Consider the following 16,447-nt stretch of genomic DNA (forward strand, 5'->3'; position numbering starts at 1 on the left):
TAGATATAAAAAGTACGGAATAAAAGAGGGGGATTTAACTTGAGTGAACACGAAAAGGTATTTATACCTAAAGAGTCTATAGATAAATTGGTTTCAGGGTTAAAAAGTATAAGAATTACTACTAGAGAGAAAGCTACACGGAAAGAAGTAGGTAAACTCCTAGATTTATTACAACAAGATTTGAGTCAAAAAAATATTCCTCTTAAAGAACAAATATTGGAAAAGATGAAGGAAAGCAAAGGAGTAGATCCTAACTTAAATGCTAATCTGTATATACTATATCGTAATTTAGACAGTGGCCAGATTACTGAAGAGCAGGCACTTGAATTATTTCAAATGTATGTTAAGATAGAGCCCTATAATAAAACTATACTATAATTTAGTAAATAGAAAGTTTAGGTATTATTAATTTTTAGTTCATATGTCATGTACATGGCATATGATTTTATTCATTGAATAAGTGTTTTGCTATAAAGCATCCTACAGGAGATTTCGATAATAAAATCATAAGGGTTAACCCTTATGATTTTATTATCGAATAAGTGCTTACCGTATGTAGAAAGGAGTGAATTTTATGAGATTGAATTACAATATGCCAGCTTTGATAATTAATATGATCCAAAATCAAGCATTAGATAGACAAAGTGGAGATTTAAACAGAATATCCAGTGGATGTAAAATAAATAGTGCTGCAGATAATCCAACAGGACTTGTACAAAGCGAGAACATAAATATTCAAGTTAAGAGCCTTGAGACCGTAACTAGAAATGTTCAGGATGGTGTAAGTATGCTTCAAAGTGCAGAAGGTGGATTAAATGAAATCACAAGTATGGTTCAGAGGATTAGACAACTTACTGTACAAGCTGGAGATGGTTCTAATAATCCAGGTGACAAACAACTAATACAAGGTGAAATAGATGAGATGCTGAATGGAATAAACGAAACGGCACAAAACACAGAATTTAATGGATTTAAGTTATTAGGTCAAAACCAAACTATTAGTATGACTATAGGAACTAATGCTGGAGATAACGTAAATATACCTCAGATAGATTTGAGTAATGGAGCAAATAGTGTTATTTCAGACTTATATAAAATTAAGACTGGTGGAGGAAAAGACATATTAAGTGGAGGTAATGATAGTGCTTTAAATGCTATAGATAGTACTTTAGATAAAATATTGTCTTTGAGAAGTAAATATGGGGCTTTTGAAAATAGATTTACTAGTAGTTATGATAATATGCAGGAGTTAAATGAAAAAATGACTGATGCGAACAGCAGTATAAGAGATTCAGACATGGCAGAGGAAATTATGAATTATTCAAAAGAAAGTATAGTAATACAGGCTTCTACTGCAATGATAGCTCAAGCTAATAAATTGCCCCAGGATGTTTTACAGATAATACAGAATTTTAGAAAGTAATATATTTGAAATTAAGTTAAGGTACCTTACTTTTATGGTTTAAGGTATCTTTCTTGTAGTTTTGATCCTAAAATTATCCACTAATGGATAAGGAATGATAAAATACCTTATAAGTACGGGTTTATTTACAATATGCAATATATTTCTATTAAAAGATAATAAACTTATAAAAATGTTACAAAAATATAGAATATAATTTATAATTGTGTTAATCTATCTATATAGAAAATAATTTTAATCAAAAGTAAAGTACAATTTAAAATTAAATTGTTTAACAAAAATTATAATATGTTTAATGTTTAAAAAAAAGGGGGGGATTTGGGTTGAATATAAATAATATGTCAAATGATAAATCAGTAAATTATTTACTTGCAAGAGGGTTAGATGCAGCTGAAGCTAGAAGTCAGGCAATATCTAGTAATATATCAAATATTAATACTGCGGGATATAAGAGGAAATATGTTACATTTGAAGAAAACCTTAAGAATAGTGTAGATAATTTGGAATTAAAAACGGATGATGCAAAACACATAAAGATGGGTAATGATTATGGAGCAATAACTACAAATACCGACAGTTCAACCAGTATGAGATCAGATGGAAACAATGTGGACATTGAAGTAGAAACTGTGAATCAAGCTGCAAATGAACTTATGTATAATGCACTTATAACCCTTGAAAATAATAGGTTAAGTATGCAAAAATCTGTTATAAATGGAAATTAGGAGTGATATTTATGATTCAAGCATTTAATACTATGAGAATAAGTGCCAGTGGACTTTCGGCAGAAAGACTTAGCATGGATACAATAGCTTCCAATATGGCAAATGCAGAGACAACACGTGGTGCAGACGGACAACCTTATAGGAGAAAAGTTGCAGTTTTTGGAGAAAATTTAAGTAAGGCTTTAGATAGTAATGGAAATTATGGAGATGTTCCTGAAGGGGTAAAAGTTGTAGCAATAAAGGATGATACTTCACCTTTTAAGAGAGAGTATGACCCTACCAATCCAGATGCTGATGCCTCAGGATATGTTTCTATGCCAAATGTGAATATATTGAATGAAATGGCTGATATGATGGTAGCGACTAGAGCTTACGAAGCAAACCTAAGTGCTATTAATTCTGAAAAAAGTATGTTTTCAAAAGCTTTGGAAATAGGTAAATAAGGGGGAACATTATGAAAATAAATGAATTTACTCCAGATACTACTGTGTTTGATAAAATAAGTGGAAACACACAAAGTCAAAATGTATCAAATGCTTCTAAGGATAATATAGTAAATAATGAAGATGCTGTATCTTCTTTTTCGAGTTTATTACAAAACAAGTTAGATGAAGTCAACAATCAGCAAATACAGGCAAACAATAGTATCAATGAATTTGTATCAGGAGATAGAAATGATGTAGCCAATGTTATGCTTGATGCTGAACAGGCTAAGATGTCATTAGAACTTGCTGTACAAATTAGAAATAAATTTGTTGAAGCATATCAGGAGATAAATAGAACACAGTTATAGAAGGAGAACCGGATTAAATGGGTAAAATATCGCAGATTTTTAAAAATTTAATAGGCAAATGGAAAGATTTAAGCAGAAATAAAAAGATAGCTTTTAGTGTTATAGCTGTAGGAATTGTCGCAGCTTTGATATTTGGAGGATTAACTTTAGGAAAAACGAAATATGCGGTATTATTTTCTAACCTAGATGCTACGGATTCAGCTACAATTTATAAGCAGCTTCAAAGTGATAAAGTAGATGCAAAAGTGCAGGGAAGTTCTATATTGGTGCCTAAAGATCAAGTGGACAAAATTAGAATGCAGACCCTTTCAGAAGTACAGCTTACAAATGGAAGTCAAGGGTTTGAACTTTTAGATAAAAGCAATTTTGGGCAAACAGATCAACAGATGAATATAAATTATCAAAGGGCTCTTCAAGGTGAAATTGAGAGAACTATAAAATCACTTCCACAAATTGAAAATGCGAGAGTTCATTTAGTGCTTCCGGATAATACTGAATTTGTTAAAGATACTCAACCAGGGAGCGCTTCTGTAACTATAAAGTTAAAACCAGGACAGACTTTATCTCAAGATCAGACAAAAGCTTTGGTAGCATTAGTATCTGGAAGTGTGAAAAATATACCTAAAGAAAATGTTGAAGTTATAGATGATAAATTAAACCTTCTTTCAAGGGATCTATATCAAAATAAGAGTGGTGACAGTAGTAGTTCCACCATTCCTGCAGACAAACAGCAGGAATTGCAGCAAAAATATGAAGATGATATGGAAAAGAGACTTCTTGCTATGTTGGAGCCTATATATGGCAAAAACAAGGTAAAAGTACAGATAAATGCAGATTTAGATTTTGATGCAGTACAACAGGATTCAACTACGTATGATCCCAAAAATGTGGTAGTAAGTGAGCATACAGTAAATAATACAAATACAGGTGCTACAAATAACGCAAGTACAAGCCCTGTAGATAATAATATGAGTAACACATCTGTAAATAATGCGAATGGTGGTAATTCAACTCAAAATGAGGTTACAAGAAATTATGATGTATCTAAAGTAGAACAAAAAACTATAAAAGCTCCAGGTAGTGTAAAAAGGCTTACAGCATCAGTGGCACTAGATGGGACTGTTGATGATGCCACTAAAACTTCTATAAGGAATCTTGCGGTGTCTGCTATAGGATATAATCAAACAAGGGGAGATACCATAAATGTTGAAGCAATTCCTTTTGATACTACGGCTCAAGATAGTGCAAAGAAGGATTTAGATGCTATGCAAAAGGCTGAAGCCCAGGCAAATCGTAATAAGATCATTATAGGTGCATCTATAGCAGGAGCGTTATTAATAGCTGCTATCGTTGGATTTATATTGTGGAGAAGAAAACATGCAGAAGATGAAGAAGAATTATTTGATGAAGAACTTGGTAATACCCAGGGCATAGACGCTGTTATAGGAGACGATGATTTAACCAAAGAACAGAATAAGCTTAAATTTAAGCCTGTAGAATTTGAACATGAAACGGAAGATACACATGTAGAGAACGAAATAAAGAAATATGCTAAGGATAAGCCAGATCAAGTTGCAGACATAATCAAAGCATGGATAGCAGAGGATGAGAGGTGATAAAATGGCTAAGGACATAAAAAAATTAACAGGAGTGCAAAAAGCGGCCATACTATTTATAACTCTTGGACCAGAAGCTGCTGCAGGAATAATCAAAAAATTGCCAGAAGCAGAAATACAAAAAATAACTTATGAAATAGCTAATATAAACTCTGTAAAATCTGATCAAAAAAAGGAAATACTTCAGGAATTTATAGAGATGAATAAGGCTAAGGATTATTTGCTTGAAGGTGGAATAGAGTACGCTAAAGATCTTTTATCAAAGGCACTTGGAAGTCAAAGAGCTATTGAAATATTGGATAAAGTTACAGAGGCAACTCAGCAGTTTAGGCCTTTTGCCATAGCAAGAAAAGCAGATGCTCCTCAACTTTTAAATATAATATCAGATGAACATCCGCAGACTATTGCACTTGTACTGTGTTATCTTCAAGCGGACAAGGCTGGACAAATTCTTTCAGCACTTCCTGAAAATGTACAGGCTGAGGTAGCATTTAGAATAGCCACAATGAGTAATACTTCACAAATGGTTGTAAAAGAAATAGAAAAAGTATTGGATGACAAGCTATCATCTATAGTTAAGTCAGATATGAAGGTAATTGGTGGTGTTCAAACTATTGTAGACATATTAAATCAAGTAGATAGAACTACAGAGAAAAATATTACTGAGGGTCTTGAAAAAGAAGATGCAGAATTGGCTGAAAAAATCAAAGGATCTATGTTTGTATTTGAAGATATCATTACTCTTGATGATGTATCTATACAACGAGTACTCAGAGAGGTGGATACAAAAGAACTTTCTCTTGCTCTTAAAGGATGCTCTGAGGAAGTTGCAGATGCAATATTTAGAAATCAATCAAAGAGAGCTTCTGCTGCATTAAAGGAAGACATAGAATTCTTAGGACCTGTTAGACTTATGGATGTAGAAAAGGCTCAGCAAAAAATTGTGGGCATAATAAGAAGACTGGATGAATCAGGAGAGATAGTTCTGGCAAGAGGAGGAGAAGATGCAATCATCGTATAAATCTATATTAAAAGGTGACAGCATAAACAATTGCGGAACACAGAAAATACACACAGAATTTAAAAAGCAAGAAGCATCCAGAGGAGCATTCAATGAAAAAAATATTAAAGATGATTCTATTCTAAAAAGCTACGAAAATTTAGGAAGAACTATTTTACAAGATGCTAGTATAAAAAAAGAAAAAATTCTTTCTATGGCTTATGAAAGAGCGTCTGAAATCTCCAAAAAAGCCTATGATGAAGCCTATGAAAAAGGCTATGCCAAAGGTCAAGAGGAAGGTTATAGTACTGCTTATGAGGAAGGTTATAAGAAAAACCTTGATAAAGCAAAAGTAGAGGGAGAACAGATAAAAAAGAATGCAAATGATGTCTTAAATAAAGCTGTAGAAGAAAAGGAAAGGTATCTGGAGGAAAAGGAAGAGGAAATAAAAGAATTTATATTAAATTCTGTAGAAAGTATATTAAAACGTGAGGTAAGGGATGCAGATAGTTTAAATGCTCAAGTATTTGATGCTTTGAATCAAATGAAAAAGACCAGCACTTTTATAATAAAAGGTAAAGAAAAGTACTGTAGTGAATTCAAAAAGCAAGTAACAATATGGAAGGAACAGCTGCCTTTTAAAGGTGATATTTTTATAATACCAGATGAATCTTTAGAGGAAGGTAGTGTAGTTATAGAAAGAGATAATGGAAAAATGGTTCTAGGTATAGATATTGCCTATGAGAAAATAAAGAAGATAATTCAGGATGAAAGTTAAGTTTCTGCAGTTAGAGGTGATATTTTATGATAACTATAAACTTTGATAGGCTTAATAGAAAAGTAAAGGAAGCTACTTATAATTATCAAGAAGGAATTGTGAAAAAAGTTATTGGCTTAACTGTAGAGGTAGAGGGTATTAGAGCCTTTGTGGGAGAAGTATGTCATATTTATAATGAGGAAAATAGTAAGATTTCCTGTGAAGTTGTTGGATTTAATGAAAGCAATGTAATTTTAATGCCTCTTGGGGAACTTATTGGAATTTCACCAGGTTGTAGAGTAGTACCAGAAAGGATGCCTTTAAATGTGAGATGCTCAGATGAGCTTTTTGGAAAAGTACTTGATGGATTAGGTAATCCTCTAGATGGTGCGTATATATCAAGTGGGGTACCTTATCCACTTGATACAGAGCCTCCAGATCCATTAAAGAGAAGGAGAATAACTGAAGTCATTGCTACAGGAGTAAGGGCAATAGATGGTTTTCTAACCTGCGGTCAAGGACAGAGAATAGGAATATTTGCAGGAAGCGGTGTTGGAAAGAGTACTACTCTTGGTATGATTGCAAAATATGCTGAAGCAGATGTAAATGTAATAGCTTTAATAGGTGAAAGAGGCAGAGAAGTTAAGGATTTTATAGAAAAGGACCTGGGAGAAGAAGGAATGAAAAAATCAATCATAGTGTGTGCTACTTCAGATAAGCCGGCTTTGGTTAGATTAAAAGGAGCTTTTACAGCTACAGCTATTGCAGAGTATTTTAGGGACAAGGGTAAGAAAGTAATTTTGATGATGGATTCCGTAACTAGATTTGCTATGGCCCAAAGAGAAATAGGACTTGCTATTGGGGAGCCTCCGGCAACTAAGGGATATACACCTTCCGTATTTGCCAAACTTCCGAGACTTATGGAAAGAGCAGGAACATCAGATATAGGATCTATTACAGCTTTTTATACTGTACTGGTAGATGGAGACGATTTAAATGAACCTATTGCAGATGCAGTAAGAGGTATACTTGATGGACATATAGTTTTATCACGTACCTTGGCCAATAAAAATCATTATCCTGCTATAGATGTACTTGCAAGTATAAGCAGGCTTATGTCTGAAATAGCTGAAAGTGATCATAAAAAAAATGCTTCTTTTGCAAGGGATATGCTTTCAACTTATAAAAATTCCGAGGACTTAATAAATATAGGTGCTTATGTAAAAGGAAGCAGTGAAAAAATAGATAAGGCTGTAGCTTGTTATGATAAAATAATTGCCTATCTTAGGCAGGATGTTAATGAAAATTCGTCATTTGAAGAAAGTGTTGAAGATTTGAAAAAAATATTTCAATAGTAGCTTTAAATTGTGTATTGTGAACTGTGAATTATAAATTGAACAGAGGAGGATATATGGGTAAATATAGATTTAGACTTCAGAAATTGCTCGATATAAGAATAGACAAAGAAGAAGAAAGCAAAAGAGAATTTCAACAGGCTAAACGGGAAAGCTTGAATGTAAAAGAAAAACTAGATTTATTAAAAGCCAACTATGAGAAGTATAATAATATGTCCAACTTTAAAAGCGTCATCGAACAAAAAATAACTCATAAGTATTTAAAAGCTTTAGTTTATAGTATAGATAAGGCTAAAATTGAACTAAAGGATAAAGAAAAAGTGGTTGAAATGAAGAGAAATGAACTTCGAAAGAGGCAAATAGATAGAAAAACAGTTGATATTATAAAGGAAAAACAAGAAACTGCCTTTATAAAAGAGCAAAATAGAATAGAACAGAAGGCAAATGATGAATTTGCCCTTTATGGATTTATTAGAAATGTTCAAAATACATAGTTTTTTATTTTGAAAGGAGGTGAAATAAATGAATGTAAATATGTTAAATTTAATGTCTTCTATGAATGTACAAACACCAAAAGTTCAATCAAGTTCTTCAAGTCAAAATAGTACTTTTGATTCTTTTGTTAAATCCGGTAGTAATGATAATAACAGTAAGGTGGACACTAGAGATACTACGTATAAACCATCTAATGAATCTATAGATAAAAATAATAACGTAAGTGTGGATAAAAATACAACAAAGGTACAATCATCAAATTCCAATAGCGAAAATAAAAATGCTGTAGATAATGAACAAAGTGATGATTCTAAAATTGAAACTTATTTAAAGAAAGCTGGATTTACAGATGAGGAGATAGCAGATATTAAACAGAAGATTAAAGATGGCAGTATAGATAAGAACAGTGTACTTTCACTTTTAAGTCTGCTATTTGGAAATAATCAGGGTATTCAAAGTAAATCCAATGACTTTCTAAATATGGTAACCAAAGAATTAAGCAGTGAAATTTCAAAAGTTTCAACAAATGGAGATTCTCTACAATCTATTTTAAATCAGGAAATATCCAAAAGTCTTAGTGATACTTCAAATAAAGATGTATCAGGTAACGTTAAAGATGTCTTAAATAAGGCATTAGATAAGAAACTTGATTTCCTAGTGGATATTCTAAATAAATTTGATAAAAGTGGACAACTTACTCAAAAGCTTTCTAAAAAAATAGCAGATAATATTATGTCCAAGTTATCTAATGTTATGTCAAATTCATCTGAAAATGATATAAGTGATTTAAAATCTCAAATATACACTGAACTTTTACAAAAGTTAAATCCAAAACTAGCAGACAATTTAAATTCGGGAAAGAATGTATCAACAAATAATTTATTTCAAATTATAAGCCAAAATAGACAAATGATAGAGAATTTAGATACAACAGGTAGTTCTCTTCAAAATTCTTCAAATGGTAATAAAAATTCTACAGGTGGTAACAGTAAAAACACTGATATATTGAATAAAATACTAAGCAGTGATGGAGAAGATACTAAGGACAATAAAATTTCTAAAGCAGTTAACTTTATGACGCAATTTAATAACGTCAAGGGAGGAAATATACTTGTAAATGCTACTGATGCTCAAAGTCTTAATTTAAATAAAGCTACTTTTAATTCAGATATGATAAAAACACTCAAGTATATGGATTTAAATGATGTGAAACAGTTAACTGTTAAAATTAATCCTAAGGAATTGGGAGATATAACTATAAATCTTGTTATGGAAGAGGGAAAGATGAAAGCAGTTCTCACAGCTTCAAACAAAGATGCCTATAATCTCTTAAATTCAAATATGCAGGATTTGTCAAATAAGCTTCAGAATAATGACATAAAAGTCCAAAGCTTTTCATTGAACTTATATCATGAAGACACAACTTTCTTCAAAAATGGAGATAATGGAAGTCAGAATCAAGATAATGAAAAAAGAAATAAAACTTTAACTGTAAATAGCATACAGGAGGAAGATGCTCAAGAGGAAATTGACTATTACAGTGACAGCAACGTAAATATGCTGGCATAGTTCTAAATTTAGTAAAGGAGGAAAACGAAATGGATATTACGGGTGCAGGTAATAATAGCACTAATCAGAAAAGTTATTCTTATCCCATTGATACCAATAGTAGTTCAGATACTACTTCAAATGGAACTAAAATAGTTAAGAAGAATAATGATATAGATAAAAATATGTTTTTAAAAATACTATCTGCAGAACTTGCAAATCAAGATCCAACTAGCAGCGATTCTCAAAGTTCAACTCAGTATATAAGTCAGTTGGCACAATTTTCATCTCTAGAACAGATGGCAAACTTAAATAGTTCAACTAAGATGGGGACTGCAAACTCACTTATGAATAAATATGTGACCTTTAGTGATACAGATGAGCAGGGAAATAATGTAAGTGGACAGGTAGTTGGAGTTATTAAAGATGGAGATGATATAGAGCTTAATGTGCTTATGGGGCAGGAAAAAGACAAAGATGGAAATATGGTTGATAAATATGAAAAGTTCAATATAGATGATGCAGAAAAGATTGTTGATTTAGGAGATACAACTAATTTCACTGTTAGTAGTAATATGTTGTTAAATGCAACTTCACTTATAGGAAAAAAGGTTAATTTGGATGATAAAGATTCCAGTGGAAATAATTACAGTGGGGTTGTACAATCAGTATCAAGACTATTTGGTGGAATAACAGTAAAAGTAAAACTTTCAGACGGAAGTACAAAGGATTTTGATTTTAAGGATGTTTCAGATGTAGAAAATTCATAGATAAGAAGGTGAATATCTATGGGCTATAGGGTTATTAATGGCAAGTTGTATTTTGCAGCAAATTTAAAAGCAGTATGTAACGAGAAAAATAGTATAAAAAATAATTTGAATGATTCTAAAGATAAAATATCCTTTAAGGATACTTTAACTAGTGAGATTAATAAAGATACAAGTTTTACTATATCAAATCATGCTGCAGAAAGGCTAAGAAGTAGAAATATAAACTTAAATGAAAATGATATGAAAAATATAAATTCTGCCATAAATAAGGCAGAAAATAAAGGATGTAGTGAATCTGCATTGCTTTATAAAAATTCAATATTTATTATATCTATAAAAAATAGAACAGTAATTACAGCACTGGATAAGAATTCAAATAGCGACAATGTATTTACTAACATAGATAGTTTAGTAATAGTATAAAAAGTGGCTGGACCCAAATGGAAGCCATGTTCTGTGGAGTGAAAGAAGCAGAACAACAATACATTAATAAAAAAATTGGAGGAAAAAATATGTTACCATCATTATATACAGCAATTAGCGGACTTAGAGTAAATCAGCAAAAGTTAAATGTAACATCAGATAACATAGCAAATTCATCTACTACGGGTTTTAAATCTAAAAATATGATTTTTGAAGATATGCTGAGTCAAAATCTTTCTGATCCAAGTGCACCAGTAGATGGCGGTCTTGGAGGAATAAATGCGAGACAAAGTGGCCTTGGAGTTAAAGTAGCAGGGATAAATACGGATTTTACTGCAGGAAGTAGTCAAACTACAAATAGAAGTTTGGATTTTATGGCGAATAAGGGAGGAAGCTATTTTGTAGTTAGCCCTGACGGAGATGTCAGCAATGCTAATGGCGGCAATGCTAGTGATACTACTAGTAAAAGTTATTATTATACAAGAGATGGAGCTTTTACTTTAGATGAAGCAGGTAATCTTTTGACCCAAGATGGTTACCACGTTATGGGATATAATGTAGATGATAAAACTGGTGCAATTACAGATACTGCTTCTGGAACAGATACTAGTAATATTGTACCCCCCAAATGTCTTCAAATTGCTCAGTATTATACTAAGGATGGTGCAGTTGATACTGCTCCTCAAGATCAGACTACTGCAGATAATGAAAAGGTTACTTCTTGGTCTGTGGGGCCATCAACAGGAATTATAACTGTAAAAACTGCGCTTGGTTCACATCAGGTGGGACGAATAGCACTAGCTTCTTTTCAAAATGAAGGGGGCCTTGTAAAGGATGGAGGAAATTTGTATGAATCATCTCCAAACTCAGGTGATGCAGCTTATGGAACCCCTGGTACAAATTATGGTTCTCTTAATCAAGGAGCTCTTGAAATGTCAAATGTAGATTTAGCACAACAATTTACAGATATGATAGTAGCTACCAGAGCTTTTCAAGCCAATGGAAAGATAATAACTACGGATGATACTATACTAGAGGATTTGGTTAATTTGAAGAGATAGACATAATTAAAGCTTAAAGTTCAAATATCAAAGTTCAAATAATGATTAGTGTAGTATTTTGTGACATTAGAAAGAAAATTATCATTATCTGTTATTTATTCTTTGGTATTTAGTAATAGGTGATAAGTGACAAAGTTAGTGAAAAAATGTCACTTATCACTAAAAAATTACATTTTAGAATAATACAGACGTTTTAAATCCTTGTTAAATGAAAAAATTGTACATATCAGCTCAAATTGGAATTATAATATAATATATAACAGTACATTTAGGAGGATTTTTATGATAAGATTAACTGGACTCGATAATAAAGAATTTATTATAAATGCAGATGCTATAGAAAAATTAGAAGCTATACCTGAAAGCTTAATAACTTTAACTAATGGTAAAAAATATTTAGTAAAAGAATCTAATGAGGAAATAGTAGAAAAAGTTATAAAATATAAAAGAAAAATATACACAGGAAATTTTGACTAATTAATAATTAATAATTATTAACTATTAATTATTAACTATTAAGTAAGGGGGATACACTATGGAAAATAAAGCAGAAAAAAAAGGTTCATCTAAAATCAAAATTATTGCTATAGGTATATTAATATTGGCGGTGGTAGCAGGAGGGGCCTTTTTTGGATATAATAATTTCATAAAAGACAAAAAAAACACTGCTAAAAATGCTGTACAACAGGTTAATACTCAGCAGGTTAATACTCAGCAGGTTGTAAACAATGGACAAACTGCTGGAACAGTTGCAAATTCGTTAGATCAGGTTGTATCTTCCCAAACTTTTCAACTTGACGAGGTTACAGTAAACTTGGCAGATGAAGGTGGAAACAGATATTTAAAGGTTGCAGTTTACCTAGGATTTAATGATAAAAAACTTACAGCTGAATTGACTGCCAAAAAACCAATTGTAACTGATGCAGTTATTGAAATCTTAAGAACAAAGAAAGCAGCAGATATAAGTGCTAAAAATATGAACAATATAAAATTGGAAATAATTCAAAAAATAAATCCTATGCTGGAAAAGGGACAGCTAAACAATGTATATTTCACAGACATTATAATTCAATAGTACTTTTATGAGTTTATCCTAAAAAGGAGAATATAAATGGATTTACAATTTATGTGGATGATTTTTAGAACAGTAATAGCTCTTCTATTTGTAATTTTTTTAATATATATTTCTGCAAAATATGGTGGAGAAAAACTTAAGAATGTTCAAAAGGGTAAATTTATAAGAATAATGGAAAGAGAGCAACTGTCAAAAGAAAATAGTTTACTTGTAGTAAAAATAGGAGAAAAAATGCATGTTGTATCTTCTGCATCAGGAAAAATTGAAATAATATATGAATTGAATGAAGAAGAAGTTTCGGAGTTCAAAAATAGAAGTACTATACCAGAATATAAAAATTTAAAAGATTTTTATACAAGATCAGGAATGGAGCAATTAGTTAAAAGAGCAAGTGGCAAGTTAACTTTAAAAAAACTTATAGATAAAAAGGAAGATAAATGATGAACAGAAGAGATAAAAAGATTTTTATAACTATTTCAATTTTAATATTTGTCATTCTTGTTTTCAAAGCACATAGTGTATATGCAGCTCCAGATGCATCACAGACGATGCCTATACCAAATATAAATGTATCTATGGATAATGCAGGTACTTCTACTCCACAGCAGTATGTACAAAATATAAAATTGCTTATATTTCTGACAGTTATAACATTGCTTCCATCTTTTGTAATGATGATGACGAGTTTTGTAAGAATTATAGTGGTATTTGGTTTTTTAAGAAGTGCTATGGGAACACAGCAGTCCCCCCCAAATTCAATTTTGATTGGACTTGCACTATTCATGACAGTTTTTATTATGTATCCTGTTTATTCAAAAATGAATACAAATGCCATTGAGCCCTACATGCAAAATAAAATAACCCAGCAGCAGGCAATAGATGAAGGGGCTAAACCAATTAGGAGTTTCATGCTTAAGCAGACATATAAAAAGGATTTACAGTTATTCATAGACCAAGCTAAATTAAATTACAAGGTTACTGCAGATGGACAAAATGCACCACTCTATGTAGTAGTTCCGGCCTATATGATAAGTGAGCTTAAAACTGCCTTTGAAATAGGATTCTTAATTTATATACCGTTTATGGTAATAGATATGGTGGTATCAAGTGTACTTATGGCCATGGGAATGTTCATGCTCCCACCAACTATGATATCTCTGGCATTTAAACTACTTTTATTTGTAATGGTAGATGGATGGTATTTACTTGTAAAATCTTTAATTGTAAGTTTTTCATGAGGTGAATTGAATGAGTGAAAACATGGTAATTGGTATTATAAAAGATGCAGTACAAACGGGACTTATAGTAGGAGCTCCCATACTTATAGTTTCAGTGGTGGTAGGTCTTATAATAAGTATATTTCAGGCAACTACTCAGATACAGGAGCAAACACTTACTTTTGTCCCTAAGCTTATTGCAGTGGCTGTAATAGGACTTATTACAGGAAGCTGGATGTTACAGCAGGTTGTAGCTTTTACTGAGAGAATTTTTACGTATATAGCCCATATAACACAATGAACATTGCTGCAAAGTATAATTGGAGAGGAATAAATTGATAAATACATTATATTTTACCGCCTTAATTTTAGTATCAATAAGAATTTTTTCTTTTTTCATATTGGTTCCAATATTTTTCCCAAGTGGAATTCCAAATGTAGTTAAAGTGGGACTAACAGTAGTTATGGCATATATATTGATGCCAGGTATAGATTATGCTTCCATAAGCAGTATAGATAATACAATGTTTTTTGTAATGAATTGCTTGAATGAGGTAGCAGCGGGCCTTACCCTTGGATTTTTAACTAGCTTATGTTTTTCTATGGTGAGAATAGCGGGAAATCTTATGGATATGCAAATGGGATTTGCTATGGTTAGTATGTTTGATCCTACTTCAAATAGTAATACGACTTTAATTGAGCGTTTACTTTATTGGTTTAGTTTGGTTATTTTCTTTATAGTAGATGGACACCATATGCTTATAAAATCTTTAATTCAAAGTTTTAGTGTAATAAAACTTGGAAGTTTCTTTTTAAATCAAGCTTCAATTAATATAATTTTTAAAGCCTTCATAGAGTATTTTGGCATTGCAATTCAAATAGGAATACCTATAGTTTTAATACTCCTATTTACAGATTTAACAATGTCACTTATAGCAAGGACAGTTCCACAGTTAAATATAATGATATTAGGATTGCCTGTTAAAGTACTGATAGGGTTTGCATCATTTTGTTTTGCACTTCCAATTTTTCTTAAATTAATAGAACACTTATTTACAGCTATACCTAATTCCATAGATGGTTTTTATAAGGCATTGCCGTTGCTTTTGATATTTGCAAAAGATGATAAGACAGAAGAGGCTACTCCTAAAAAGAAAAGTGATTCTAGGAAAAAAGGTCAGATAGCTAGAAGTAAGGAAATAGGACTTACTATGACACTGCTTGCATCAACTTTAGTTATAGCAGTTCTAGGAGGATATGTTGGAACATCTCTTGGTTCCACAATGGTAGCTTTTTTAAATGACTATATAAATACATCGCTTAATTACAGTAGTGTAAATAAAATAATGTTTATAACCATATGGAGAATAGCTATAGTTTTTCTACCTATAGCGGTTCCAATACTTGCGATAGGAGTATTGGCAAATATGGTTCAAACAAGAGGGCTTATAACTTTTGAAACTTTAAAACCAGACTTTTCAAAATTAAATCCTATAAGTGGATTTAAAAGAATGTTTTCTGCTAGGTCTGTCATGGAACTTTTGAAGGATACCGCTATAGTGTCTATAGTAGGATACGTAGGGTACAAATTTATAAAAGACAATTATATGTATATATTGAACTTAGGTCAATTGGACTCTAGGGCTGTAGCAAAGGCTATAGGAAGCTTAGCTGTGGGTATATTTTTTAGAATAACTTTAATTATGCTTATAATTGCAATTCTTGATTATATGTTTCAAAGATATCAATATAATAAAGACCTTAGGATGTCAAAGCAGGAAATTAAAGAAGAATTTAAACAAGATGAAGGAGATCCACAAATAAAGGGCAAGAGAAGACAAAAACAGAGAGAATTAGCTATGCGAAGAATGATGCAGGAAGTTCCAAAGGCTACTGTAGTAGTTACAAATCCTACTCATGTTGCTGTAGCTTTAAAATATGAAGAGGGGCAGAATGCACCTGTCCTTGTGGCAAAGGGATTAGATGCTGTAGCCCTTAAGATAAAAGAAATAGCAAAGGACAATGATGTGCCAATAATTGAAAACAGGCCACTTGCAAGGCTTATATACAAAGAAGTTGAAATTGATATGGAAATACCAGCTGAGATGTATCAGGCAGTGGCGGAAATACTTGCGTTGGTTTACAAGATGAGGTGATATTTTGGAAAGAAGTAAAAAAAAGTTTAGACT

The 16,447-nt window shown here is 31.7% G+C and carries 20 protein-coding genes; all 20 read left to right on the plus strand.

Annotated features, from left to right (window positions below):
* The first annotated feature begins 39 nt into the window (after window positions 1-39).
* The 20 genes from CLJU_RS04990 (at window position 40) to CLJU_RS05085 (ending at window position 16,414) form a co-directional block, all read left to right on the plus strand.
* Complete coding sequence (locus tag CLJU_RS04990; protein WP_013237682.1) at window positions 40-378, plus strand: hypothetical protein; 339 nt, start codon at window positions 40-42, stop codon at window positions 376-378.
* Window positions 379-574: 196 nt separating this feature from the next.
* Complete coding sequence (locus CLJU_RS04995) at window positions 575-1,423, plus strand: flagellin (protein WP_013237683.1); 849 nt, start codon at window positions 575-577, stop codon at window positions 1,421-1,423.
* A 323-nt stretch (window positions 1,424-1,746) separates the two neighbouring features.
* Window positions 1,747-2,148, plus strand: a complete 402-nt coding sequence (flgB, locus tag CLJU_RS05000) for a flagellar basal body rod protein FlgB (RefSeq protein ID WP_013237684.1) — start codon at window positions 1,747-1,749, stop codon at window positions 2,146-2,148.
* 11 nt (window positions 2,149-2,159) lie between these two features.
* Window positions 2,160-2,591: a flagellar basal body rod protein FlgC gene (gene flgC / locus CLJU_RS05005; RefSeq protein ID WP_013237685.1), complete on the plus strand. Its 432-nt coding sequence runs from the start codon at window positions 2,160-2,162 to the stop codon at window positions 2,589-2,591.
* Window positions 2,592-2,602: 11 nt separating this feature from the next.
* Window positions 2,603-2,941: a flagellar hook-basal body complex protein FliE gene (gene fliE, locus CLJU_RS05010; RefSeq protein WP_013237686.1), complete on the plus strand. Its 339-nt coding sequence runs from the start codon at window positions 2,603-2,605 to the stop codon at window positions 2,939-2,941.
* 17 nt (window positions 2,942-2,958) lie between these two features.
* Window positions 2,959-4,557: a flagellar basal-body MS-ring/collar protein FliF gene (fliF, locus tag CLJU_RS05015; RefSeq protein ID WP_013237687.1), complete on the plus strand. Its 1,599-nt coding sequence runs from the start codon at window positions 2,959-2,961 to the stop codon at window positions 4,555-4,557.
* A gap of 4 nt (window positions 4,558-4,561) precedes the next feature.
* Window positions 4,562-5,578 carry a flagellar motor switch protein FliG gene (fliG, locus tag CLJU_RS05020; protein WP_013237688.1) on the plus strand — a complete coding sequence of 339 codons (1,017 nt, stop codon included), beginning with the start codon at window positions 4,562-4,564 and terminating at the stop codon, window positions 5,576-5,578.
* Window positions 5,562-6,335, plus strand: a complete 774-nt coding sequence (locus CLJU_RS05025) for a FliH/SctL family protein (protein ID WP_013237689.1) — start codon at window positions 5,562-5,564, stop codon at window positions 6,333-6,335. The genes fliG and CLJU_RS05025 overlap by 17 nt, the downstream gene beginning before the upstream one ends.
* Window positions 6,336-6,361: 26 nt before the next feature.
* Entirely contained in the window at window positions 6,362-7,669 is a 1,308-nt protein-coding gene (fliI, locus tag CLJU_RS05030) for a flagellar protein export ATPase FliI (RefSeq protein ID WP_013237690.1), read from the plus strand.
* Between the two features lie 56 nt (window positions 7,670-7,725).
* On the plus strand, window positions 7,726-8,163 hold the full coding sequence (gene fliJ, locus CLJU_RS05035; RefSeq protein WP_013237691.1) for a flagellar export protein FliJ: 438 nt from the start codon (window positions 7,726-7,728) through the stop codon (window positions 8,161-8,163).
* A 28-nt stretch (window positions 8,164-8,191) separates the two neighbouring features.
* The gene (locus CLJU_RS05040) at window positions 8,192-9,733 is read left to right on the plus strand and encodes a flagellar hook-length control protein FliK (RefSeq protein ID WP_013237692.1); all 1,542 of its coding nucleotides are present in this window, start codon (window positions 8,192-8,194) and stop codon (window positions 9,731-9,733) included.
* A gap of 29 nt (window positions 9,734-9,762) precedes the next feature.
* The gene (locus CLJU_RS05045; protein WP_013237693.1) at window positions 9,763-10,482 is read left to right on the plus strand and encodes a flagellar hook assembly protein FlgD; all 720 of its coding nucleotides are present in this window, start codon (window positions 9,763-9,765) and stop codon (window positions 10,480-10,482) included.
* An 18-nt stretch (window positions 10,483-10,500) separates the two neighbouring features.
* Window positions 10,501-10,905: a TIGR02530 family flagellar biosynthesis protein gene (locus CLJU_RS05050; RefSeq protein WP_013237694.1), complete on the plus strand. Its 405-nt coding sequence runs from the start codon at window positions 10,501-10,503 to the stop codon at window positions 10,903-10,905.
* Window positions 10,906-10,994: 89 nt separating this feature from the next.
* Window positions 10,995-11,966 carry a flagellar hook-basal body protein gene (locus tag CLJU_RS05055; RefSeq protein WP_013237695.1) on the plus strand — a complete coding sequence of 324 codons (972 nt, stop codon included), beginning with the start codon at window positions 10,995-10,997 and terminating at the stop codon, window positions 11,964-11,966.
* Between the two features lie 282 nt (window positions 11,967-12,248).
* Window positions 12,249-12,443: a flagellar FlbD family protein gene (locus CLJU_RS05060; protein WP_013237696.1), complete on the plus strand. Its 195-nt coding sequence runs from the start codon at window positions 12,249-12,251 to the stop codon at window positions 12,441-12,443.
* A 58-nt stretch (window positions 12,444-12,501) separates the two neighbouring features.
* Complete coding sequence (locus CLJU_RS05065) at window positions 12,502-13,041, plus strand: flagellar basal body-associated FliL family protein (protein ID WP_013237697.1); 540 nt, start codon at window positions 12,502-12,504, stop codon at window positions 13,039-13,041.
* A 36-nt stretch (window positions 13,042-13,077) separates the two neighbouring features.
* Window positions 13,078-13,482, plus strand: coding sequence for a flagellar biosynthetic protein FliO (locus tag CLJU_RS05070; RefSeq protein WP_013237698.1), 405 nt, complete (start codon window positions 13,078-13,080; stop codon window positions 13,480-13,482).
* Window positions 13,482-14,279 carry a flagellar type III secretion system pore protein FliP gene (gene fliP / locus CLJU_RS05075; protein ID WP_041705048.1) on the plus strand — a complete coding sequence of 266 codons (798 nt, stop codon included), beginning with the start codon at window positions 13,482-13,484 and terminating at the stop codon, window positions 14,277-14,279. The genes CLJU_RS05070 and fliP overlap by 1 nt, the downstream gene beginning before the upstream one ends.
* 10 nt (window positions 14,280-14,289) lie before the next feature.
* A complete protein-coding gene (fliQ, locus tag CLJU_RS05080; protein WP_013237700.1) occupies window positions 14,290-14,559 on the plus strand; it encodes a flagellar biosynthesis protein FliQ in 270 nt (89 codons plus the stop codon).
* A 34-nt stretch (window positions 14,560-14,593) separates the two neighbouring features.
* A complete protein-coding gene (locus CLJU_RS05085) occupies window positions 14,594-16,414 on the plus strand; it encodes a fused FliR family export protein/FlhB family type III secretion system protein (RefSeq protein ID WP_013237701.1) in 1,821 nt (606 codons plus the stop codon).
* Window positions 16,415-16,447: the final 33 nt, after the last annotated feature.

This window comes from Clostridium ljungdahlii DSM 13528 (genome assembly GCF_000143685.1).
GTDB lineage: Bacteria > Bacillota > Clostridia > Clostridiales > Clostridiaceae > Clostridium_B > Clostridium_B ljungdahlii.

Coding starts and splice junctions, on each gene's coding strand:
- fliI (WP_013237690.1), top strand. CDS start 6,362: ATGATAACTATAAACTTTGATAGGCTTAATAGAAAAGTAAAGGAAGCT.
- CLJU_RS05040 (WP_013237692.1), top strand. CDS start 8,192: ATGAATGTAAATATGTTAAATTTAATGTCTTCTATGAATGTACAAACA.
- fliG (WP_013237688.1), top strand. CDS start 4,562: ATGGCTAAGGACATAAAAAAATTAACAGGAGTGCAAAAAGCGGCCATA.
- CLJU_RS04995 (WP_013237683.1), top strand. CDS start 575: ATGAGATTGAATTACAATATGCCAGCTTTGATAATTAATATGATCCAA.
- fliJ (WP_013237691.1), top strand. CDS start 7,726: ATGGGTAAATATAGATTTAGACTTCAGAAATTGCTCGATATAAGAATA.
- CLJU_RS05065 (WP_013237697.1), top strand. CDS start 12,502: ATGGAAAATAAAGCAGAAAAAAAAGGTTCATCTAAAATCAAAATTATT.
- fliF (WP_013237687.1), top strand. CDS start 2,959: ATGGGTAAAATATCGCAGATTTTTAAAAATTTAATAGGCAAATGGAAA.
- fliE (WP_013237686.1), top strand. CDS start 2,603: ATGAAAATAAATGAATTTACTCCAGATACTACTGTGTTTGATAAAATA.
- CLJU_RS05055 (WP_013237695.1), top strand. CDS start 10,995: ATGTTACCATCATTATATACAGCAATTAGCGGACTTAGAGTAAATCAG.
- CLJU_RS05045 (WP_013237693.1), top strand. CDS start 9,763: ATGGATATTACGGGTGCAGGTAATAATAGCACTAATCAGAAAAGTTAT.
- CLJU_RS05060 (WP_013237696.1), top strand. CDS start 12,249: ATGATAAGATTAACTGGACTCGATAATAAAGAATTTATTATAAATGCA.
- CLJU_RS05050 (WP_013237694.1), top strand. CDS start 10,501: ATGGGCTATAGGGTTATTAATGGCAAGTTGTATTTTGCAGCAAATTTA.
- fliQ (WP_013237700.1), top strand. CDS start 14,290: ATGAGTGAAAACATGGTAATTGGTATTATAAAAGATGCAGTACAAACG.
- CLJU_RS05070 (WP_013237698.1), top strand. CDS start 13,078: ATGGATTTACAATTTATGTGGATGATTTTTAGAACAGTAATAGCTCTT.
- CLJU_RS05025 (WP_013237689.1), top strand. CDS start 5,562: ATGCAATCATCGTATAAATCTATATTAAAAGGTGACAGCATAAACAAT.
- fliP (WP_041705048.1), top strand. CDS start 13,482: ATGAACAGAAGAGATAAAAAGATTTTTATAACTATTTCAATTTTAATA.
- flgC (WP_013237685.1), top strand. CDS start 2,160: ATGATTCAAGCATTTAATACTATGAGAATAAGTGCCAGTGGACTTTCG.